This window comes from Kitasatospora sp. NPDC088783 (assembly GCF_044750705.1).
Classification (GTDB): Bacteria; Actinomycetota; Actinomycetes; order Streptomycetales; family Streptomycetaceae; genus Kitasatospora; species Kitasatospora fiedleri.
In genome coordinates this window covers 296,284-319,066 of the sequence record NZ_JBIVKJ010000010.1, presented here as the reverse complement: position 1 = coordinate 319,066, position 22,783 = coordinate 296,284, and the positions used below count along the sequence as shown (strand labels likewise).

The following is a 22,783-nucleotide window of genomic DNA, read 5'->3' as shown; positions in this document are numbered from 1 at the left end:
CTCGTCCGAGTAGTCCTTCATCGCCATCGACGGTGTTCTCGCTTCCTCCGGATCAAGCAGATCCAGTATCAGCGTGTCCACCACTCAGGGCGAAGGCCCGCCCCTCGTCGCCGCAGGCACCACGCAATGCGCCATCTGCTTCACATCGTCGGGCGTCAGGCAATCCTCCCTCGGGCACTCGCAGCAGGATCACGGGGCTGGCTTGTTGAGGCGTCGCCAGCAGATGAGTCCGCAGGCGAGTGAGACGAATGCCTCGTGAAGGTCGAGGCCTCTCTCCCAGCGGACGGCGAGGCGCTTGAACTGATGGAGTTGGGCGAAGGCCTGCTCGACGCCGTATCGAAGTTTTCCGAGGCCGACGATGTCACGCTCGCCCTTGCGGGAGATGACCGGAAGGATGCCTCGTTTGCGGAGCTCACGGCGGTTGGGATCGCTGTCGTACCCCTTGCCGCCGAGCAGGGAGCCAGGGCGCTTGCGGGGGTGACCGACGCGGCCGGCTACCGGTGGGACGCCGTCGACCAGGTCGAGGGTCCGGGTGACGTCGTTGACGTCGGCGGTGGTGGTGATCACGTGGAACGGGATACCGCCGCCGCCGATCACGTGGTGCTCGCTGCCGGTCTTGCGGCGGTCGACCGGCGACGGGCCGGTCGCCTCGCCCCCCTTCGCGCGCACATGGGAGCCGTCCACGCACGCGCGGGTCCAGTCGATCAGCCCGGCCGCGTTCAACTCGGCCAGGAGTATGCGGTGCAGGGCCTCGAACACCCCGGCCTCCTGCCACCGGCCGAGCCGGCGCCAGCAGGTCTGCCCGGAGCCGAAGCCCAGCTCCAGGGGCAGCTGCTGCCAGGCGATCCCGGTGTACAGCACGAACAGGACGCCCTGCAGGCACAACCGGTCGTCCACCGGACGCGGGCCCGGCGACCGCTCCGGCCACACCGGCGGCAGCAGCCCGATCCTGGCCCACAGCCCGTCCGCCACGATCCACAGCTTGTTGCTCACGCCATCACGAACGGACGAATCGTCACATCGGTCACACCCCACCAGTGACGATCACCAAGATCGTGTTACGAGCTCTAATCGCCAGACCTGCCTCAAGCATCTCGCGGCCGTCAGGTGCCCGCGATACGGAAGAAGATGTTCCGGCACGTCCGATGCATCCATTTATTATCCGATAGATAATGTGATGTGGGTCACATAAGAATCGACATCCAGTCGCACGTTCGTTCCGGTGGTTAGGGTCCTGACCGTTGATCACTCGCACATGAAGTCACACAGTGATCACGTTCAGGTACATCCAATTGTTTTCCTGGAGGGGATATGCGCAAGTCATTGCGTAAGGGCGCCGCGGTTCTGGGGCTTTCGGCAGCTCTGGTGGGCGGTGCGGCCTCGGCTGCTTTCGCCCTCAGCGGTAACGGCAGCATCTGGGTGGGTACGAGCACCCAGAACCTCAGCGGCAGCATCTACTGGTGGCCGTCGGGTAGCAACCACGGCGGAATGGAGGTCTCCGGCACGCTCAGCGACACCTCCGCGGACAGCAACAGCGTCAAGGCGCTCGCCAAGGTCTCGGGCTACGGTTACACCACGATCGGTGACGACTCCAGCGGCAGTGGAACCTCCGTCTGGGTCGACCGGGTGATCTACGACCCGCAGGCGACCTACGTCACCTACGGCTGGGTCCAGACCTGCCGCTACAACAGCTGGGGCACCGACAGCTGTGCCACCGAGTACATGTCTCGCTAACCAGCACGCAACGCGCCTGCCCGGGCTTGGATCAGAAGCCCGGGCAGGCGCTTGGCAACCATACCGTTCAACCTGATCGGAACCACATGCTCGTCGGCAAAGACGTAAGCCACTCGTTCCAAGCGGCACGGGTGCTCGATGGGGTGAGCGTCTCGGTCGACGCGGGCGAGGCAGTCGCCCTGGTCGGACCGAGTGGCTCCGGGAAAACCACCCTTCTCTACTGCCTGGCCGGACTGATCCAACCCGACAGCGGCAAGGTCGCCTTCCAGGGCCGCACGCTTGCAGACCTCGGCGACGACGCACGCTCGGAACTGCGCCGTTCGTCGTTCGGATTCATCTTCCAATCATCCGAACTGGTGCCGGAACTGACGATCGCGGAGAACATCGCGCTCCCGCTGGAACTGCTGAAAGTGCCGAAGGCTGAGCGCCAGGAGCGGGTCGGTACGCTTCTGGATCGACTTGGCCTGACCAGGCAAGCCGGCCAGCGACCAGCACGGGTCTCGGGAGGACAGGCACAGCGTGCCGCCGTGGCCCGAGCCGTGATCCATCGCCCTGCAGTCGTCTTCGCCGACGAACCCACCGGGGCACTTGACAGCGCCAACGGCGCTGTTGTCATCGACTTGCTTTGGGAACTGGCACGAGAACAGAACTCCGCTGTTGTTTTGGTGACGCACGATCACGCCTTGGCTCAGAGCGCCGACCGAACGATCGCCCTGCTCGACGGTGCGATCCAGGTTCAAGAATCGATCGCGCCGAGGGGTGCCAAGAAGTGACCGATCTACGACTGGCCCTTCGCGTCATCCGGGGCGGTGGCGGCGCAGGCGCCATCCGAATGACACTGATGGTTCTCGGCCTGGCCCTGGGCGGGGTGGTGGTCCTGCTCGTAGGGATGATGCCATCGGTCCTCACAGAACGCGGGGCGGTCACCTCGAACCGGCAGCCTCTCAGCGTGCTCAGTGACCAGAAGGGCACCTTCACCTTCCAGATCGCCTTCGGATCATGGCACGAAACCCGCATGACCCGGGTCCTAGTGGCCACGGGCTCCGAGGACGCCCCTCTGCCACCCGGCGTGTCCCGCCTTCCGGGACCCGGAGAGATCCTCCTCTCCTCTGCAGCTGCCGAACTGGCAGCTCGCGACGCCGATTTTAAGAGCCTCCTGCCCGGGACGGTCATCGGTGAGATCGGCAAGCCAGGTCTCCTTGGACCGTCCGAGCTGTACGCGTACGTAGGCGTCCAACGGGACCGGATGGGCCATCCCACCGAAGGGCGGGCCTGGGGCGGTGCGGGTGCCGATGCAGAGGTGCAGGCCCAGTTCGGTGACGTTCCGACCGAGCTGGCTCTCATCATCGTGGCACCGATGGCCATCTACTTGATCGTATGCTCCCGGCTCTCGGCCGTCACGCGCACCCGCAGGTACGCGGCGCTGCGGCTAATCGGACTGCCCAGGCGCCGAGTTCTGCGGCTTGCCGCACTGGAATCGGCTGCCGCCGGCTTCCTCGGCGGTCTGCTCGGCATCGCGGGCTATGCATTGGCCAACCAGTATCTCGGGCCATCCGGGGTCCTCGGATTCACTTGGTACCCCTCCGCCTCGGACCTGCCGATGGCAGGCGCAGTCGTTGCACTCCTGCTGACCACGGTGGGAGCCGGCCTCGTCGGCGCGCGAGGCACCAGCAGGGCGCTGGCCAAGCCGCTCGAAGCGCGGTTCGATACCGCCGACAAGGACCCTAAGTGGTGGTACGGCGTCCCGTTCCTCCTCGGGCTGGGAATCATCGGCTTCCCGCTCTTCACCTCGTACGCGAGTACCGGTCGCCGGATGGCTATGAGCGGCGGCTCGGGGGCGATACTCATCGTCGGCGTCGTGTGCGCGGCGGTCGGCCTACTGCTGGTCCTGCGTCCGCTCCTGGCCGTATCCGCTGACTGGCTCGCCAGGGCATCCTCGTCGCTGGCCATTCGCCTCGCGGCACGCCGTGTCCGGTACGAGTCCGCCGGGCTGTCATGGCACCTCGCGGGTCTGTGCGTGCTGGTACTGACCGCCACGATCGGCGCTGGCGTGCTGCGGCAGTCGGAACTGGCCGCAATGCCTGCTCCCAGCCAGCTGATCGTGCATTTGTCCGGAAACGACATTCCGCAAGAGGCTCGCGCACGCGCCCTGTCGCTCCCGGCGGCGTTTCACTGGCTGCAGCAAAAGAGCGTCACCGCCCCTCCGAACGGCGGAGCGCCCGTTTCGGACGCCGACAAGGTCCGCCTCATGGGCGTCGAAAGGATCTCCGCAGACTGCCAGACGCTGCGGAGCATGACCGGTGCCCCGCTTCCGAACTGCCGGGACGGCGCACTGTACCGCCTCCGCACCCATCTCGACGGGCGGGAGTCGCCTCTCGTGGCCGCCGGCACCTCTGTGCCGTTCCTGGACACAAGCGGCGCAACCAATACGATGGTGGTCCCAGAGCAGACGCTGGACGTGCCGAACACCGGGCTGTTTCCCGTGGGCATGGCTCTGTTGGACACTCAGGCCGCACCAACGGGATCGCTGACCCCGAACACCATCTACTTCTATCGGCTGCCGGCCACTATCAAGGGTCTCGACCGCTTCGCCGCAGACCTGGTGAAGGTTGCTCCGTCAGCAACGATGAACGTCGTCGACTTGGACCTTGACGGACTTGAGGCGTACCACGTTCATCAGGGTGTGGTGTACAGCGGTATCTGGGTCGGCTTCATCTTGGGCGTGGTCGCCTTCCTCATCAGCGCCATCGGACGGTCCATCGATCGCCGACGCCAGGTGGCCTCTCTCGTCGTCGTCGGCACCCCTGCGCGCACGCTCCGGGCCGTGCAGTCCTGCCAACTGCTGGTACCGCTCGCTCTGGCGCTGGCGCTCGCCCTGGGGACAGGACATCTCGCGGCGAACGCGCTGCTGCTGCTCTCAGGTCAGCAGATCGGCTGGTATTCGGGTGCCCTGAGTTTCGCGCTCCCTCTGGTGGCCGTCGCCTTGGCCTTCGCAGCGGCGGTGAGCATGTTCGTCTCCGGGCTGCACCCCCGGCCTGAGGACCTTCGCCGCGAGTAGCAGCAGATCGGAGGAGAAACATGGACAGCAGTACCGAAAGCAATCCCGCAGAGGCCACCACTGTGGTTGGGGACCTGCCACGAGACCACGAACCACAGGAAGAGGGATCTCCGCCCAGGGGCGTTCCATCGGACAAGGCCAGCACCCCACCCCTGCCGACCACGCGGGCAGGATCCCGCCGTCGACGGATCATCCTGGCTGCAGTGGGCGCGCTGCTGCTCCTGGTCGGTGCGCTGCTTCTCATTCCCCGCTACAACCTCCACACGGTGGGCACCATCGCCATGTCCCCCACGGCCAAGGCATGGGACGACACCGTGGTGGACACGGATGCCATCGGTGGCAAAGGCATCCAGAGAGGAGACATCGTCCTCGTCCGCAGCGGGGACTGGGACGGAGACGAGCCGGGGCTCTCGTACACCATCAGGGTTGTCGCTATGGGTGGCGACACGGTCAGCTGCGACGATCAAGGCCGGCTCACCGTCAACGATCAGGCCGTCAACGAGCCGTACGCTCACGGCAACACCGCGGCTTTCGGCAGCTTCACAGTGAAGGTCCCCGCCGGACGGATCTTCGTTCTGGGCGACGCCCGCAGCATCTCTGTCGACTCACGATCGCACCTCAAAGAGTCCGACGCCGGAACCCTGCCGCTCACTAGTGTCCAAGGACAACTGGTCGCCGTTGCCTGGCCGTTCGGAGACTGGGGCTTCCTGTCAGGACCGGCCGGGGCGAGCCAGTTCCCCGTCTACCTGATCGGCGTCACAGGGATTCTCCTCGGAACCTTGCTCGAGCTGGCGGCCGTCTGGCCGACCCTGCGGCGCTGGTCTGCTTGGGCCCTCTCCCGCATCCCCAGGCGCCGACGCACGAAGGCATGGTAGACCCGCTCACCGGTGAGTGATGCCTTCCCGGTTCCCTGCGATGTGGTCGCCGTGTCAAGACACTGCGACCACATCGGCGAAGTCATCGCGCGCCGCCTCGGCGTGTGCGTACGCACACGCCGATCGCCTGGCTTTGTTCACCGAGTTTCGGTTCTGGCCCAACCTCTATGAATGGTGACGCTGCGTCACAAAATCCCGCTCTCCGGGATGGGCGGAGCGACTTGTCGGTGGTGAGTGTCATGATCGAAGCCGTGGAGCGTTACACAGCCGATCAGATCCAGGTGGTCACCTTCGAAGAGCACGTCCGGGCGCGTCCGGCGATGTATTTCCGGGTGGGCAAGGTGAACCGCCCCGCGTTCAGTGGAGACTCGATTTCGTGTAAGGGTTCGAGTCATGGCACGTCCTCCCTCTTACCTGCCTGAGCTGCGCCGTCGTGCGGTGCGCATGGTCGCCGAGGTCCTCGGCGACTACCCGGACGAGTCGGCCGCGCTGCGGGCCGTCGCGGAGAAACTGGGCATCGGCTCGGCCGAGACGCCGCGCAACCGGGTGCGCCGGGACCAGGTCGGCTCCGGGCAGCGCCCGGGCACGACCACGGAGGAGTCCGCGCAGATCAAGGCGATGAGGAAGGAGACCGCCGAGCTGAAGCGCGCCAACGAGATCCTCAAGGCCGCGGCGAGTTTCTTCGCGGCCGGGCCCGACCGGCCACACCTGCGCCCGTAGCGTTCATCGACGAGCACCGGGACCGCTTCGGCGGCGTCGAGCCGATCTGCCGCGTGCCGACCGGGCACGGCTGCAGCACCGCCCCCTCCCCCTGCTACGCCTTCGGCAACCGCCCGCCTCCGGCGCGTTCAGTGCGGGACGCAGAACTGAAAACGCTGATCGGGCATGCCTTCGAGGCCAACTTCCGCGTCTACGGGGCCCGCAGGACCTGGCACGGGCCGAACCGTCGGGGACGCACCGCGGCCCGCTGCACCGCCGAGCGCCTGATGCGCGAGCTCGGCATCACCGGCGCGGTCCGCGGCAAGCGCGCGGTCACCGCTCTTCCCGGCGGGCAGGCCGACCGCGCCCCTGACCCGGTCGAGCGCGACTTCGTCGCCGGCGCTCCGAACCGCTGTCGGGGCGCGGACTTCACCTGCGTGAAGACACGGGCCGGGACCGTGTACGCCGCCTTCGTCGCGGACGCCTTCACCCGCCGGATCGTCGGCCCGTCCGCGGCCACCGCCAAGCAGACGGTGTTCGTCCTGGACGCGCTGGAGATGGCAGTCCGGCAGCGTGGCCGCGACCAGAACCCTTTCGTTCCAGGCGAGTTGCCCCACCGCGGCGACACAGGCAGTCAGTACACGTCGTTCCGCCTGGCCGGGCACCTCGAAGCAGCGGGCACCGCAGCGTCCATCGGCTCGGTCGGCGACGCCTACGACAACGCCCCCCTGGAGAGCACGATCGGGCTGTTCAAGGCCGAGCCGATCAAGCCCCGGCGGCCCTGGCGCACACTCTCGCAGGCCGAACTCGCCGCAGCCGAGCGGGTCGACTGGTACAACCACCGCCGACCCCACGGTGAGACAGGCCACGTCCCGCCCGTCGAATACGAGACCAGCTACTACCGCACAGCCACAAAACCACTGGCCACAGCCATCATCTGCACTCTCTACCGAACCCGGGGCGGTTCAGGTCAGGCCGTTGTGGAGGCAGTGGTAGAGCTGGCCCAGCAGACGGTTCAGGAGGTTGCGCTGGGCGCCGGCGTGCCAGTCGCCCTTCCCGCGCCGGCGGCAGTAGTGGGCCTCGGCGCCGGGTGAGGTGCAGAGTACCGAGAAGGCCCATAGAACTCGTAACACGATCACTGTGCCCGCCGGTTGAGGCGTCTCCAGCAGATGAGCGTGCAGGCGAGTGAGACGAAGGCGTTGTGGAGGTCGAGGCGTCTCTCCCAGCGGACGGCGAGGCGCTTGAACTGGTGGAGTTAGGCGAAGGTCTGCTCGACGACGTAGCGGAGCTTACCGAGGTCGATGATGTCGGGCTCGCCGCGGCGGGAAATGACGGGCAGGATCCGGTGTTTGCGCAGTTGTCGGCGGTTGGGGTTGCTGTCGTAGCCCTTGCCGCCGAGCAGGGAGCCAGGGCGCTTGCGGGGGTGACCGACGCGGTCGGCGACCGGTGGGATGTTGTCGACCAGGTCGAGGGTCCGGGTGACGTCGTTGACGTCGGCGGTGGTGGTGATCACGTGGAACGGGATACCGCCGCCGCCGATCACGTGGTGTTTGCTGCCGGTCTTGCGGCGGTCGACCGGCGACGGGCCGGTGGCCTCACCCCTTTTTTCGCGCGTACGTGGGAGCCGTCCACGCACGCGCGGGTCCAGTCGATCAGTCCGGCCGCGTTCAACTCGGCCAGGAGTATGCGGTGCAGGGCCTCGAACACCCCGGCCTTCTGCCAGCGGCCGAGCCGGCGCCAGCAGGTCTGCCCGGAACCGAAGCCCAGCTCCAGCGGCAACTGCTGCCAGGTGATGCCGGTGTACAGCACGAACAGGATGCCCTGTAGGCAGAGCCGGTCGTCCACCGGGCGAGGGCCCGGCGACCGCTCCGGCCAGGCCGGCAGCAGCGGCTCGATCCGGACCCACAGCTCGTCGTCAACGATCCACGGCTTCTTGCTCACGCCATCACGAACGGACGAATCGTCACATCGGTCACGCCCCAACAGCAACGATCACCAAGATCGTGTTACGAGTTCTACCGAACTTCAAACCGGCTCGCGGGCGGCGTCCAAACCGGTCACGTCACCCAGTGAGACGTTTGAGGGGGCGGAGTGGCGGGTGTGCCGGTCCTGCTCCGTGTCGGCTACGCGGTCTGTCACTGGTGCCACTGGGTGCTGGTGACGCCGTTCAGGCAGGTCACCTGTTCGTGGTCCCGGGGGGTGGTGAAGGCGTCCTGTCCGTAGGGGCTGCCGGGCAAGCAGTGGCGGGCGGCAAACTGGTCGTGGATCGCTTCGGCCATCACGTTGTCGGGGGCGGTGGCGCGACGGTGGCGGTCATGTCCGGGCTCGGGAACGCGGCCTGCGCCATCCGCATCGACAACGACACCCTCCCCGTACGACAACGTCGTTTCCCAAGACCACAACTGAGTCCTGGGAACCGACGCCACGCCAGCCCCCCAAGCCACCAACAGCGTGCGGGCCCTTCCGCACGACGCGAGCGGGCAGCCCGGCGAAACTCGCCGGTCAGCGCTCGCCGACCAGCTCCTCCAGCCGCGAGACCAGCGCCGCCGGGCTGGGCTGGGAGGCGATCTCCGCCTGTACCTCGCCTGCGGTCCGCCGGTAGTCCGGTACGTCGAGCAACTGCAGCAGGCCGTCCTGCACGGCGGCCGCGGTCGCCTCGTGCGCGTAGCAGGCCAGTCCGACGCCCCGGGCCGCGATCACGGCCGCGTTCGCGGGCTGGTCGGCGAGCCGGGGAACGACCAGCTGCGGGACGCCGTGGACCAGTGCGGTCAGCGCGGTGCCCGCCCCACCGTGGTGGACGATGGCGGCGCAGGTCGGCAGCAGGGCGCTGAGCGGCACCCAGCCGGCCACGCGCACGTTGTCGGGCACCGGGCCCAGAGCCGCCGCCTGGTCCGCCCCCATGGCGAGAATGAGCTCTACATCCAGCCCACCGCACTTCTGCAGGAACGCAGCAAGCTCGCCGAGCTCGCCGGACAGCGGCAGGACACTGCCCAGGGTCAGGCACACACGCGGCCGGGACGGCGCCGCCAGCGCCCACTCGGGCAGCAGCCGGCTCTCGTTGTAGGGCACGTAGCGCATCGACCACTCGGCCGCGTCGTCGTGGCCCCCCATGCTCGGCGGCCGGACGTCGATCGTCGCGGCCGCAGCGGCCGACTCGGCCAAGCCCAGCCTGGCCCGTGTGGGTTCCAGGTACTGGGCGATGGAATGGCGGTACGTCACCGCTTGTTGGTCGCTGCCCGCCCAGGCCAGCCGAACGCTCTGCTCCACGTAGGGGACACCGAGCGCGGTGGCCACCAGGGATCCGGCGCCCTGCTCCAGAGTGGACAACACGAGGTCCGGCCGAAACTCCTCGGCTACCTTCAGCAGGCCTTCGGCCATCTCCTCCCCGAACAGCCCGAGCCCGCCGCGCCGGGGCCTCGGGGCGCCCGGCGGCGTCATGTTGATCGCCCGGCTCGCCTCCATGAACTCGGCGAACACGTCGCGGCCGGGGCACACGTCGACGGCCTGGAGTCCGGCCGCGACCAGCGACTCGGCGGCTTTGCCGTTGTTGGCGACCAGGACCTCGTGCCCGGCGGTCCTCAGCGCCCAGGCCAGCGGGACGGTGGGCAGGAAGAGCCCAGAACCCGGGGCGGCTATGGACAGTACTCTCATTGCGGGTTCCCTTCTGAAGTGTGCGCGTCGGCGACGAGTAGCCGGGGAGTTCCCGGGCTACTGCCGCCGAGGCGCTCGACGAGGCCGGTCGTAGTGATGAGCAGGGCAGGACGCGCATCGGCGAGCATGAACGCGATGCGTTCGGCCGGATAGCCGGGGTCGATGGGGAGGTAGGCCGCGCCGGCCTTCAGGACGGCGAGCAGCGCCACCACCATCTCGGTCGACCTCGGTACCGCCAAGGCGACGATAGCCTCGGGCCCGATGCCCCGACTGCCGAGTTCGGCCGCCAGTCGGTTCGCCTGGTCGTCCAACTCTCGGTAAGAAGTGGCCTGTTGACCGAACCGGACGGCAATGCTCTCGGGCCTGGAGGCGGCCTGTGCAGCGAACAGCTCGGCCACCGACCGCCCCGGCACCGCACGGGTCGTGTCGTTCAGCCCGACGATCAGCCGGTGCCGTTCCTCCGCGCTCAGGATGTCGATGTCGCCAACGGCGGCATCCGAGGTACCGGCGGCGAAGTCGCCGAGCAGATGAACGAAGCGGTCGGCGATGCGCCGGGCTGCGGGGCCGGTGAGGAGGTCCGGCCGGTAGCCGAAGCAGAGCACGAGGGTCTGGCCCGGGTGGGCGATCAGGCTCAGCGGGTAGTGGATGCTGTTGTGCGCCTCCGTGCCCGTCACGCGCACACCGGCGACGGACTCGACGGTCCGGTCCAGCGGGTAGTTCTCGAACACCACGAGCGAGTCGAAGAGGTCGCCGTCGATCTCCGACAGGCCCTGGATCTCGGTCAGTCCGAGGTATTGGTGGGCGCCGAGCCGGGACTGCTCCTCCTGCAGCCGTGCGAACAGTCCGGTGAGGGTCTCCCGCGGGTCGATTCGGACCCGCACCGGCACGGTGTTGACCAGCATTCCGACCATGGCTTCGACGTCGCGCAGCTCGGGTGCCCGGCCAGCCACCGTGGTGCCGAAGGCGACGTCGTCACGGCCCGTCAGATGGGACAGCAGCAGGCCCCAGGTGCCCTGGACCACGGTGTTGACGGTCAGGTCCAGGAGGCGGGCGCGTTCGGTGAGGTCCGCGGTCAGCTCCTCGGGCAAGGTGACCAGCACCTGATCGGTCGGTACCGCCGTGCGGCTGTCCGCATTCGGGGCCACCCGGGTGGCCTCCTCCAGGCCTGCCAGCGCCGCGCGCCACGCCTCCCGGGCCTCCCGGGGGTCCTGGCGGGCCCGCCAGGCGAAGAACTCCTGAAGCGGCACGACGGGCGGCAGCACCGACGCGTCGCCGCCGGCGGCGTAGGCATGGAAGAGCTCGTGCAGCAGCAGCCCGGTGGACCAGCCGTCCAGGACGGCGTGGTGGTTCGTCAGCACCAGCCGAAACCGGTCGGACCGCCGTCGAATCAGCGTGAACCGCAGCAGCGGGGCCGCGGCCAGGTCGAACCGGCGGGTGCGGGCCTCCCGGGTGATCCGCTCGACCTCGGCCTCGCGGTCACCGTCCGCGCCCGCGGTGAGATCCGTTTCCTCCCACGGCAGCGGCGTCGCCGATTGGACCACCTGGACGGTGTCGCCGGTGGCCCGGCGCCGGAAGCTCGCCCGCAGGGTCGGGTGGCGCCGCACCACGGCCTCCACCGACCGCCGCAGCACGGCGGGGTCGAGCGGCCCTTCCAGGTCCAGCACCACCTGCACGTTGTACAGGGCCGAACCCTCCTCGTCGTACGCCGCGTGGAACACCAGCCCTTCCTGGACGGGCGTGAGCGGCAGGACTGTCTCGATCCTGGGCGTGTGCTTCGTTGCCGTTGTCATAGATCCCCCTCAAAGGCGAGTTCTTCCTGAAGCTGGTCGATCTCCTCCTGGGAGAGGGAGACCAGTGGCAGGTCGGAGGGGCTGTGGCCGCCCGAGTCGGGTCGCCGGGCATGGTCGACCAGGGCCCGCAGGACGCGGAACCAGGTGGCTCCCAGATCCTCGACCTCCGCTGCCGTGAACAGCTCTGCCGCCCAGGACCACTCGGCCACGAGCACCGGCTGCGCGCCGTCGTCCTCCTGGACGAGGGCGTTGACCTCTACCGCGTGTGCCAGCGGCAGGTCCGGGTCGGCGGCGCCGGTGAACCCGCCGATCTCGTGCGCCGGCGCCCAGTCGCCGGACTCGGCAGGCGTGCCGAACCGGCCGAGGTAGTTGAAGCCGATCTGCGGCACGGGCAGCTCTGCGAGGACCTTCCCGGTGCGCGGGTTGAGGTGGCGCAGCAGGCCGTAGCCCATGCCGTGGTCGGGGATGGTGGCCAGTTGCTCCTTGACCCGCTTCAGCACCCGTCCGGTCTCGGGCCCGGCCGCCCACAGGTCCGGCCACTCGACGGCGCCCGGGTCCAGCCGGACCGGGTGGACGCTGGTGAACCAGCCGACCGTACGGGACAGGTCCACGCTGCCGACCGCGTCCTCCTCCCGGCCGTGACCCTCGACGTCCACCAGCACCGGGTCGGCGGGACGGCCCCGCCGACGGGACCAGTCCTGCACGGCCAGGACCACCCCGGTGAGCAGGACGTCGTTGACCGCGGCGTGGAAGACGGTGGTGACGTCGGTCAGCAGCGCCTTGGTGGCATCCGCCGGCAGCCTCAGCTCCACGCTGCGCCGAGAGGCCACCCGGTCGCGGGCCGGGTCCAGCGCCCGGGGGCCGAGCGGTGCAGCGGCGCCGTCCAGCATCGCCGTCCACAGGCCGAGTTCCGCCGTTCGCCGGGGGCTGTCGGCTTCCTTGGCGAGCAGCTTCGACCAGCGCCGTAGCGAGGTGCCGACCGGGGCCGGCGCGGCGGCGGCGCCGCGCCGCAGCGCGGCAGCGGCCTCCGCCAGGTCGCCGAGCAGGATCCGCCAGGAGACGCCGTCCACCGCTAGGTGATGTACGGCCAGCAGCAGGTGTCCGGGCGCGGCCGGGCCAGCGTCGAGCCACACGGCTTGCCACATCGTGCCGCTCTCGGGGGCCAGTCGCTCCCAGGCGAGCTCGGCCTGGCGTCGGGCGGCCTCGCGCAGCGCGTCCCCGGTCAGCCCGGCGACATAGTGGCGGGTGAACTGGTGCGCGGGGTCGGCGCCCGGCTCGGTGATCTCCAGGTCCCAGGGGGTGTGGTCGCCCTTGCGGTGCAGTCGCAGCCGCAAGGCCTCGTGATGGACCATCACCGACCGCAAGGCCGCCGTCAGCGTTGGCCCGTCGATGTCGGCGGGTAGCCGGATGAACATCGACTGGTTGAACCGGTCGACGGGACCGCCCAGTTCGCGCAGCCACTCCATCACCGGAGTCGGGGCCAGCGGCCCCGGACCGGCCTCGGTGTCCTCCTCGGCCACGGTGTGGTCCTGCTCGCGCGCCACCCGGGCCAGGTTCGCCGGGCTGCGGTGGTCGAAGACGTCCCGGGGGGTGAACTCCAGGCCCTGGCGCCGGGCCCGGCTCACCAGCTGGATCGAGGTGATGCTGTCCCCGCCGAGGGCGAAGAAGCTCTCGTCGGGCCTGACCCGCAGCACGCCCAGGGTCTGCGCGAAGAGTTCGCAGAGCAGTTCCTCGCGCGAGGTCCGCGGGGCCCGGCCGGTGTCCGGGGCGTTCTCGCCCGGGTCTGCCGCCGACAGGGCGCCCCGGTCCAGCTTTCCGTTGGCGGTGACCGGCAACCGGTCCAGGACGACGTAGGCGGCCGGGAGCATGTAGCCGGGCAGCGCGCTCGCGGTCCGGTCCGCGAGGTCGGTGACGTCCACCTCGGCGCCGGTCCGCGGAACCACGTAGGCGATCAGTCGGGTAGTGCCCGCCGAGGTGCCGCGAGCCAGGACGACGGCCTGGGCGACGTCCGGGTGGTGGGCCACCACCGCCTCGATCTCGCCGAGTTCGATCCGGTGGCCGCGGACCTTCACCTGGCTGTCGGTGCGGCCCAGGTAGTCCAGCGCGCCGTCGGGCAGCCAGCGGGCGAGGTCGCCGGTTCGGTACATCCGGCTTCCCGGGGCGCCGTACGGGTCGGCGACGAAGCGTTCAGCGGTCGGCGCGGGCCGGTTGAGGTAGCCGCGCGCGACGCCGGTGCCCGCCAGATACAGCTCGCCGGGCACTCCAGCCGGGACCGGGCGCAGCCAGCGGTCCAACACATAGGCCCGGGTGTGCGGCAGCGGACGGCCGATGGGTGGAGTGAGCACCTTGTCGTCGGCGCACGGCCAGTCGGTGGCGTACACCGTCGCCTCGGTCGGCCCGTAGAGGTTGACGATCTCCGTACCGGGCAGCGCCTGCCGGATCCGCCGCACCAGCGGTTCGGGCAGGGCCTCACCCGCCAGTACGAGCCGCCGGGCTGCGAAGGTCGGCGACGGATCGGCGAGCAGCCCGGCCAAGGCCGACGGAACGCCGCTGATGAGCGAGCCCTGCCAGGGCCGTTCGGCCAGTTCCAGCAAGTCGCGGACGATCTCCAGCTGGCCGCCGGCGGCCAGCGGGGCGAACAGCTCGAACACCGAGACGTCGAAGGAGAGCGAGGTCGCGGCCAGCACCCGCTGCAGTCCGTCGCTGCCGAACCGCTCCACCGCCCATCCCACCAGCGCGTTCATGGAGGCGCGCGACACCGCCACGGCCTTGGGGCGGCCGGTGGATCCGGAGGTGTAGATGACGTAGGCGAGCGAACCGCCGGGCGCGGAGGGGAGGGCGCCGGAGGGGACGGCCGTGTCGCCGTGCGTGCCGGGGCCGTCCAGCGCGAGCCGCGCCAGCCGGTCCGCTGACGGGAGCCCCGGCACCTCGTCGCCGCTGGTGAGCACCAGCACCGGCGCGGCGTCCTGGATCATGAACGCGGTCCGCTCGGCGGGATGCCGGTGGTCCAGCGGCAGGTAGCCGGCGCCGGTCCTGAGCACGGCCAGCAGCGCGACCATCAGCTCGGCCGAGCGCGGCACCGCCACCGCCACTAGGTCCTCCGGCCCGATGCCGCGGGTCCGCAGCAGCTGGGCCAGCCGGTCGGCCCGCTCGTCGAGCTCGCCGTAGGTCAGCGCCCCGGTCGCGCCCACCACCGCCGTGCGGCCGGGTTCCCGTGCTGCCCAGTCTCGTACGGCGTCGGCTACGGCGATCGGGGCGGCCGGGCGGCCGGTGTCGTTCCACTCCTCGGTGAGCCGCCGCGCCTCGGCCGGCTCCAGGGACTCGATCCGGTCCGCCCGGGTGTCCGGGCCCGCCTCGGCGATCTCCTGGAGCAGCTGGGTGTAGCGCCGGACGATCTGCTCGGCGTCGGCGGCCGAGAACAGGTCCGGCCGGTAGGTGAACTGCAAGTCGAGCGAGGGGCCCGGGGTGGCGATCAGGGCCAGCGGGTAGTGCACGTCGTTGTGGGTACGGACGGCGGCCACCCGCAGGTCGGCCCGTGCGCCGCCGTTCAGGGCGTCAGGGTCCAGCGGGTAGTTCTCGAACACAGTGAGCGTGTCGAAGAGCTCACCGCCGACTCCGGTCAGGCGCTGGATCTCGGCGATCCCGAGGTACTGGTGGGAGGCGAGGCGGGACTGCTCGTCCTGCAGCCTGGCCAGCAGCGCGCCGATCCGCTCGTCGGGGCGCAGTCGCAGCCGCACCGGGACGGTGTTGACGAAGCAACCGATCATCGTCTCGATGCCCGGCAGCTCGGGCGGCCGTCCGGAGACGGTGGTGCCGAAGACGATGTCCTCGGCGCCGGTCAGCCGGCTCAGCAGGAGCCCCCACGCGGCCTGCACGACCGTGTTGAGCGTGACACCGTGCGCCCGGGCCCGTCCGGCCAGCGCGGCGGTGATGGATTCGGACAACCGGACGGAGCGGGAGATGGGCTGGACTGAGGCGTGCACGTCACCCTGCGGAGCCAGCCGGGTCGGCGCGTCGAGTCCTTGAAGCGCTGCCCGCCACGCCTGCTCGGCCGCGCCACGGTCCTGGCGCACCCGCCAGTCCAGATAGGTGCGCCAGGAGCCGGCCGGCCGCGCCGGCGCGTCGGCGCCCCGGGTGCCGTAGTGGGCGAACAGCTCCTGCAGTAGCAGGGGCATCGACCAGCCGTCCAGGACGATGTGGTGGTTGGTCACCACCAGGGTGTGGCGGCCTTCGCCGAGGCGCAGCAGTGTCAGGCGCAGCAGCGGTGCCTCGGCCAGGTCGAAGCGGCGGCTCAGGTCGTCCCGGACCGCCGCCTGGGCCTGTGTCGCCTGCTGGTCCGGGTCGAGCTCGCTCAGGTCCTGGTACCGCCACGGCACCGGGACCTCGGCCCGGACCACCTGGACCAGGCCGCCGCTCATCCGCTGCCGCACGCAGGTGCGCAGCACCGGATGGCGGCGCAGCAGGGCCGTGGCGGCCTCGTGTAGCGTCCCGGGATCGATTTCGCCGTCGAGTTCGAGGGCGATCTGGACGTGGTAGACGTCCGGCGCGCGGTCGTCGTACGCGGCGTGGAAGGCCAGGCCCTCCTGGAGCGGCGTCAGCGGCAGGACATCCTCGACGTCGGGGCAGTCGGCTTCGATCTCGTCGATGTCCTGCTGTTCGAGCGGGGCGAGCGGGAAGTCGGACGGCGTGTGGCCGCCGGCGCCTGGCTGGCGGGCGTGGGCGGCCAGCGCGCGCAGAGCGGTTGACCAGGTGTCGGCGAGGTTGCGGACCTCGTCCTCGGTGAGCAGGTCCGCGGGCCAGGACCACTCGGCGGCGAGCCGTGGGCCGTCCTCGCCGTCCTCGTGGACTAGCGCGTTGATCTCCAGCAGGTGCGCGAGGGGCGCCTCGGGGTCGGCGTGCCCGGTCAGTCCGCCGCTGCCACGCACCGGCGTCCAGGCGCCCGGGCCCCGGGTGATGAGGGAGCGGCCGAGGTAGTTGAAGAGGACGTCCGGGCTGCCGAGGCCGGCCAGGGCCGTGGCGGTCTGCGGGTTGAGGTGGCGCAGCAGCCCGAAGCCCAGTCCCTTGCCGGGCACCGCCGCCAGCTGCTCCTTGACGTTGCGCAGCGCCGTTCCGATGGCCTGGCCCTCGGCCCAGGTCTCGGCCGGGTCGGTCACGCCGGGGTCGAGGCGCACCGGGAAGAGGGAGGTGAACCATCCGACGGTGCGGGACAGGTCTGCGCCCGGGACGGCCTCCTCCTCGCGGCCATGTCCCTCCAGGTCGACCAGCACCGGCGCGGCGGCGTGCCCGCGCCGCCGGCGCCAGTCCTGCAGGGCCAGTGCCAACGCGGTGAGCAGGACGTCGTTCGCCCCGGCGTGGAAGGCGGTGGGCACCTGGGTGAGCAGCGCTGCGGTGGTGTCGCCGTCGACGGAGGACACCAGGGTGCGCCGGTTGGCGAAGACATCCCGGGTGGGATCGAGCGCGCGTGTGCCGAGCGGGGCAGTGGTGCCGGTGAGCGTCTCCCGCCAGTAGCCGAGCTCGCCGACCACGTCACCGGTGCGGGCCCGCTCGGTCAGCTGCTGCGACCACTGCCGCAGCGAGGTGCCCACCGGGGCGGGTGCGGGGCGCCCGCCCTCGGCCAGGGCGGCGTAGGCGTCGGCCAGGTCGGGCACCAGGACGCGCCAGGACACCCCGTCCAGGGCCAGGTGGTGGACAGCCAGGAACAGTCTGCCTGGGTGGTCCGGGCCGGCGTCAAACCAGACGGCCTGCACCAGTACACCGCGGTCGGGGTCGAGTCGGTCGAGGGCGGCCTCCTCCCAGGTCCGCAGGTCCACCTCGGTGGAATCACCGCTCTCCGCGACGGCCACCCGGTGCAGGCACTGGCCCGTATCGACGGAACCGACCGGCCGTACCATCAGCGACCATCCGCCCCCGCCGTCCCGGTCCAGGCGCAACCGCAGGGCGTCATGGTGGTCGATCACCGTCTGCAGGGCGTCGTTGAGGGTCTCCGCCCGCAGTCCGGCGGGCACGTCGAGACGCAGGGACTGGCTGAACCTCTCGACTGGGCCGCCCAGTTCACGCAGGTGGTGGACGATCGGCAGGAGCGGGACGGGGCCGACTCCGGTGTCGGGCAGCGGGGTCGGGGCGTCCTGAGTACGGGCCACCTCGGCTAGCCGGGCCACCGTCCGGTGCTCGAAGACCTCGCGTGGGGTGAACAGCACTCCGGCGCTGCGCGCACGGCTGACCAGCTGGATCGCGCCGATGCTGTCGCCGCCGTGGTCGAAGAAGCTGTCGTCGGCACCGATCCCCGGCAGGCCCAGGAGCTCGGCGAACAGCCGGCCCAGCAGTTCCTCGCGCGGGCCCCGGGCCGGCCGGCCGCCGCCGGCGCGGAACTCCGGTGTGGGCAGGGCCCGTCGGTCCAGCTTCCCGTTGGCTGTGGTGGGCAGCGCGTCGAGCACCATGACAGCGGCCGGGACCATGTAGTCGGGCAGGTTCTCCCGCAGGTACTCGCGTAGGGTGACGGCGAGCCGACCGGCCTCGCGGCCGACCGCGGGGTTGTTGGCCAGGGACTGCGGGGTGGCCGCGGCCGGGAGGCACACGTCGGTCAGGGCCTCGGTGGCGGCCTCGGTCCGGGTGTTCAGGAAGACCACGTCGAGTTCGCCGGCGGTGCCCTCGTCGGACCAGGTGACCACCGTGCGGTAGCCGGCCTCCTCGCCGAGCTCGTGGAAGGCCTCGGGCTGCGGGCCGACCGGGACGTCCCCGTTCACCGCCCGACGGACCTCGGCCATCGGTGCCCCGGCGAACAGCCGCTGGGCGGCTGAGACCTCGGGCACCAGGCGGGCGTTGGGCACCCCGGTGATCCGCAGCCGCTGCGGCGCGCCGATGTTGAGCCGGTCCCGCAGTGCGGTCAGGTCGGGAACCTCGGCGCCCCAGCTCGCACACGGCACGTCGAGCAGGGAGACGGGCCGGTGCTCTGAGCGCTTGTGCAGTACCACGTCGTAGCGGTAGCGGCTCAGCTCGGTGTCGTAGTCGCCCCGCTTGACCCGAATGTCGACGCCGTCGAGGTCGGCGATCTCCTGCTGGAGCGCGGTGAAGAACCGCGGGTCCACCAGGAGTTCGTTCTCCTGCCGCACCCGCTGGTCAACAGCCCGGCGGACGGCCTTCGGGTCCGCGTCCTCCGGGCTGTGCGCGAGTTGCACACCGGCGGCAAGGAACTGGCTCAGCCGCAGATTGCGGACGTCTCCGAGGAACACGGCTCCCCCCGGGACCAGCAGGCCGAGCGCCCCCTGCAGGACGGTTCTGAGGTAGTCCGCGTTGGGGAAGTACTGCACCACGGAGTTGATGACCACGGTGTCGAAGAAGCCCTCGGGCAGCCCGTTCAAGTCGTCGGCCGGCTGGGTGCGCAGTTCCACCCGCCCGGCCAGGTTCGGCCGGGTGTCGAGGTGTCGGCGCAGGGCGGCGATCGCGGCGGGCGAGAAGTCGGTCGCCCAATAGCGCTCGGTTTCCGGCAAGAGCGGGGCGAGCAGGAGACCGCTGCCAACGCCGATCTCCAGCACGCGGCGGGGCCGGAGCGAGCGGATCGCATCCACCGTCCGGTCGCGCCACTGCCGCATGTCATCCAGCGGCAGCGGACGGTCCGTGTAGCTGCTGTCCCAGCCGGCGAACTCCTCGCCGAAGGCGACCTCGGACTGCGCGCCGTACATCGACTGGTACAGCTGCTGCCACTGGTCGACGTGCGCGCCGTCGGCCTGTTCCTGCACGCAGGCGACGCGGTTCCGCTCAGGCACCACGTATCCGACGAGGTACTTCCCGGACGAGCGGTCGTCGCGGGCCACCACCACCGCTTCGCCGACCTCGGGGTGCCCGCCGAGGACCGAGGCGATCTCGCCGGGTTCGATCCGCACGCCGCGGATCTTCACCTGGTCGTCCGTCCGGCCCAGGTAGACCAACTGTCCGTCGGAGTCCCAGCGGGCCAGGTCGCCGGTGCGGTACATCCGCTGGCCCGGCTGGCCGAACGGGCAGGCCACGAAGCGCTCCGCGGTGACGGCCGGCCGGTTGAGGTAGCCGCGCGCGAGGCCGGTGCCGGCCAGGTAGAGCTCGCCGGGTACGCCGTCGGGCACCGGCTCCAGCCTCTGGTTCAGCACGTATACCTGGGTGTTGGCGATCGGGCGTCCGATCGGCGGGGCGCTGATGCGCGCCGGGTCGCACTGCCAGGACGTCACGTCGATGGATGCCTCGGTCGGTCCGTACAGGTTGTGCAGCTCGCAGTCGAGGACGGTGAAGAACCGGGCGGCGAGTTCGGCGGCCAGCGCTTCACCGCTGCAGATCACCTGGCGCAGGCTGGTGCACCGGGCGGTGTCGGGCTCGGCCAGGAAGGCCTGGAGCATGGCAGGGACGAAGTGGACGGTGGTGACCTTCTGTTCGCGGATCACCGAAGCGAGGTAGGCCGGGTCGCGGTGCAGCCCGGGGTCGGCCATCACCAGGGTCGCGCCGCTCACCAGGGGCCAGAAGAACTCCCAGACGGAGACGTCGAATCCGCAGGAGGTTTTCTGCAGCACCCGGTCCCGTGCGGTCAGCCGGTAGCGGTCCTGCATCCACCGAAGCCGGTTCGCCAGGCCAGCGTGGGTGTTGACCGCTCCCTTCGGCCGGCCGGTCGAGCCGGAAGTGTAGATGACGTAGGAGGGCGAGTCCGGCACGAGCAGCCGCGGACGGTCGGCCTGGGTGACGTCCCGACCGGGCGCCGCGCCCGGTGCCGCCGACAGGTCGGCGTCGTCGAGCAGCAGCCGCGGGGTGGCCGCGACCCCGGGCAGCCGGGGCACGGTGTCCTGCGTGGTGATCAGCAGCGCCGGCCGGGCGTCGTCGAGCATGTATGCGATGCGGTCCGCCGGGTAGTCCGGGTCGATCGGCAGGAATGCGGCACCGGACTTGGCCACGGCCAGCAAGGCGGTGACCAGTTCCACGGACCGCGGCACCGCGAGCGCGACGACGTCCTCCGGGCCCAGGCCGCGGGCGAGCAGCAGCGCCGCGAGCCGGTTCGCCCGCTCGTTCAGCTCCCGGTACGAGAGGCCGCACGGCCCGTGCACGACGGCCGGGGCGTCCGGGGTGGCCGCCACCCGAACCTGGAAGAGGTCGACGACCGTCTCCGGGCCCGCCGCCCGCCCGGTGTCATTGCGACCGACGAGCAGCCGCTCCAGGCCGTCGGGCCGGAAGACGTCGAGTTCATGGCACGGGGTGTCCGGATCCGCCTCGGCCATCTGTTCCAGCAGCCGCAACAAGCCCTGGCTGTGCACCCGGAGATCGGCGCGGTGGTAGAGCTCGGTGTTGCCGTCGAGGTCGATCCGCCCGCTTCCCCGTCGGACGTCTCCGTAGAACACGAAGGCTAGGTCGTCGACTGGGCCGTTGGTCAGGTTGTGGACCGTCGTCCGGCATCCGGCGAGATCCACGTCCTGGTCGAAGAGCTGCAGATTGACGTGCGGCCCGACCAGCGGGCTGCCTTCCTCGCCCGCGCCGAGATCGTTGCGCAGATCCTCATATCGGTAGCGCTGGTGCCGCAAGCCGAGCAACATTTCCGCGGAGACGTTCTGCAGCAACCCGGAAAGCGGCAGATCCGGTCCCGCCATAACGCGTAGCGGCACCACATTGGACATCATTCCGGGAATTCTGCGTATTGCCTTTCCGAACCGGGCGGTAACCGGCAGCCCGAGAACGACGTCCGGTTCGCCGGTGAGTCGTGCGGTGTAACGGACGGTGGCCGCGGCGTAAACAGCCGCAGGGGTCACACCGGAACGCTGCGCCAGTTTGCCGAGTGCCCCGCTCAGTTCGCTTCCGATTTCCGCCGTCTCGCGGGTCCGGCCGACCGGACGATTGGGATCGGCCTGTCCGAATGCCGCGGGCGCCGGGCTGCCCGCGAGCTTTTCCATCCAGTATGCACGGTCCGTATGGAATGCCGCGGACTCCCTGTAGGAACGATCTGACCGCAGCATCACCTCGAAACGGCCGAGACCGGTACCGGCGGCCCGCCCGGTCGCCAGTGCGGTGTACTGGGCTGCAGCTTCTTGCACGAACAAGATGCCGGAGAAGCCGTCTATGGCCACGTGGTGCGACCGCAGGTACCACAGGTGCCGGTCCTCGCCAATCCGCAGCAGTGCGAAGGAGTACATCCGGCCGCTGTCCGGAGCGAGTGGCACGGCGAGCTCGTTCTCCATCCACGCTATCGCCGCCCGGTGCGGCTGCTCCTGATTGCGCAGGTCAAGGCAGGGCATGACGAGTTCGGCCGAGTCGTCGATCACCTGCACTGGTTCCGCGTCGGACGCCACGATGCGGGCCCGCAGGGTCGGGGTGCCGGCAAAGGTCCTGCGGGTCGCCCGCACCAGGAGGTCGACGTCGAGCGGGCCGACGATATCGGCGTACAGCGCGACGCTGTAGTCGAGGCCGTCCCGCGCAAAGCGCTGGGCCAGCCATATTCCGGTCTGCGCGGAAGTAAGAGCAGATTCGTGACGCGCTGATGCGGGCATGCAGGATCCTTCGCGAAGCGTTGGTAGTTGCAGTCCACCCATAAAAGGTGAGGGCCCGAGAATCGGATGGCGTGGCAGCCGCTCCACGGCGGGCGCTTCCGGCTGTTTCCCTCGGGATTCCCGTGAGTTTCTGCGAAGTTTCAGAACGAAGGCCCGACACGGCCTCAGCGTCGAAAAAGCTGCACGATCACGTGCGCATACCCGTCCCCCGTCCCCCGTGCTGTGTGTTTCGTTCTTCGGACGCGCCCGAACAACAGTTCCGCAAGCGCCGCTTCGCAGCGTACCCCGGCCAATAGCGATCGCAAAGGCATGGCTGGAAATCAGTCCTAATGGCTGGAACTTTTCCCTCTGGCCGGCAGGCTGGCGAAGGCGGAGCTGCCGGCCATTCGTACAGGTCAGAGGCGCCGAGGCGGCGGGCGGTCGAAGAAAAGCCTTGACACTTTCGAGGCGGGCTACCTAGGCTCCCGAGCCGTTAGCGTCAACTCG

At 70.0% G+C, this 22,783-nt stretch carries 11 protein-coding genes and 1 pseudogene; 6 read left to right on the top strand and 6 right to left on the bottom strand.

The annotated features are described in order from the left end of the window. Positions 1-189 precede the first annotated feature (189 nt). Positions 190-993 (bottom strand): IS5 family transposase, encoded by an 804-nt coding sequence (locus tag ACIP60_RS26925; protein WP_400688603.1) that lies wholly within the window; start codon positions 991-993, stop codon positions 190-192. A gap of 426 nt (positions 994-1,419) precedes the next feature. Between ACIP60_RS26925 and ACIP60_RS26920 the strand changes: the two genes are divergently transcribed. The 6 genes from ACIP60_RS26920 (at position 1,420) to ACIP60_RS26895 (ending at position 7,460) form a co-directional block, all read left to right on the top strand. Next, positions 1,420-1,734, top strand: a complete 315-nt coding sequence (locus ACIP60_RS26920; protein ID WP_400688601.1) for a hypothetical protein — start codon at positions 1,420-1,422, stop codon at positions 1,732-1,734. A 26-nt stretch (positions 1,735-1,760) separates the two neighbouring features. Continuing rightward, on the top strand, positions 1,761-2,507 hold the full coding sequence (locus ACIP60_RS26915; RefSeq protein ID WP_400688599.1) for an ABC transporter ATP-binding protein: 747 nt from the start codon (positions 1,761-1,763) through the stop codon (positions 2,505-2,507). Next, entirely contained in the window at positions 2,504-4,792 is a 2,289-nt protein-coding gene (locus ACIP60_RS26910) for an FtsX-like permease family protein (RefSeq protein WP_400688596.1), read from the top strand. Before ACIP60_RS26915 ends, ACIP60_RS26910 begins: the two co-directional genes overlap by 4 nt. A gap of 203 nt (positions 4,793-4,995) precedes the next feature. Beyond that, on the top strand, positions 4,996-5,667 hold the full coding sequence (lepB, locus tag ACIP60_RS26905) for a signal peptidase I (protein WP_400688594.1): 672 nt from the start codon (positions 4,996-4,998) through the stop codon (positions 5,665-5,667). A 393-nt stretch (positions 5,668-6,060) separates the two neighbouring features. Continuing rightward, complete coding sequence (locus tag ACIP60_RS26900) at positions 6,061-6,387, top strand: transposase (protein ID WP_400688592.1); 327 nt, start codon at positions 6,061-6,063, stop codon at positions 6,385-6,387. 5 nt (positions 6,388-6,392) lie between these two features. Beyond that, positions 6,393-7,460, top strand: a complete 1,068-nt coding sequence (locus tag ACIP60_RS26895) for an IS3 family transposase (RefSeq protein ID WP_400688656.1) — start codon at positions 6,393-6,395, stop codon at positions 7,458-7,460. 41 nt (positions 7,461-7,501) lie between these two features. Here ACIP60_RS26895 and ACIP60_RS26890 read toward each other — a convergent pair. From ACIP60_RS26890 to ACIP60_RS26870, 5 genes and pseudogenes are all read right to left on the bottom strand, one after another. Continuing rightward, a pseudogene (locus tag ACIP60_RS26890) lies at positions 7,502-8,289 on the bottom strand (IS5 family transposase). Positions 8,290-8,501: 212 nt separating this feature from the next. Continuing rightward, positions 8,502-8,645, bottom strand: a complete 144-nt coding sequence (locus ACIP60_RS26885; RefSeq protein ID WP_400688590.1) for a hypothetical protein — start codon at positions 8,643-8,645, stop codon at positions 8,502-8,504. Between the two features lie 223 nt (positions 8,646-8,868). Then, positions 8,869-10,017 (bottom strand): nucleotide disphospho-sugar-binding domain-containing protein, encoded by a 1,149-nt coding sequence (locus ACIP60_RS26880; RefSeq protein WP_400688588.1) that lies wholly within the window; start codon positions 10,015-10,017, stop codon positions 8,869-8,871. Further along, positions 10,014-11,807 (bottom strand): condensation domain-containing protein, encoded by a 1,794-nt coding sequence (locus ACIP60_RS26875; RefSeq protein WP_400688586.1) that lies wholly within the window; start codon positions 11,805-11,807, stop codon positions 10,014-10,016. The genes ACIP60_RS26880 and ACIP60_RS26875 overlap by 4 nt, the downstream gene beginning before the upstream one ends. Then, positions 11,804-22,297, bottom strand: coding sequence for an amino acid adenylation domain-containing protein (locus tag ACIP60_RS26870; protein WP_400688584.1), 10,494 nt, complete (start codon positions 22,295-22,297; stop codon positions 11,804-11,806). Before ACIP60_RS26870 ends, ACIP60_RS26875 begins: the two co-directional genes overlap by 4 nt. Positions 22,298-22,783: the final 486 nt, after the last annotated feature.

What these genes read in the sequence shown, in the direction of transcription:
- ACIP60_RS26900 (WP_400688592.1), top strand. Translation starts at nt 6,061, where the DNA reads ATGGCACGTCCTCCCTCTTACCTGCCTGAGCTGCGCCGTCGTGCGGTG.
- ACIP60_RS26885 (WP_400688590.1), bottom strand. Translation starts at nt 8,645, where the DNA reads ATGGCCGAAGCGATCCACGACCAGTTTGCCGCCCGCCACTGCTTGCCC.
- ACIP60_RS26880 (WP_400688588.1), bottom strand. Translation starts at nt 10,017, where the DNA reads ATGAGAGTACTGTCCATAGCCGCCCCGGGTTCTGGGCTCTTCCTGCCC.
- ACIP60_RS26875 (WP_400688586.1), bottom strand. Translation starts at nt 11,807, where the DNA reads ATGACAACGGCAACGAAGCACACGCCCAGGATCGAGACAGTCCTGCCG.
- ACIP60_RS26870 (WP_400688584.1), bottom strand. Translation starts at nt 22,297, where the DNA reads ATGCCCGCATCAGCGCGTCACGAATCTGCTCTTACTTCCGCGCAGACC.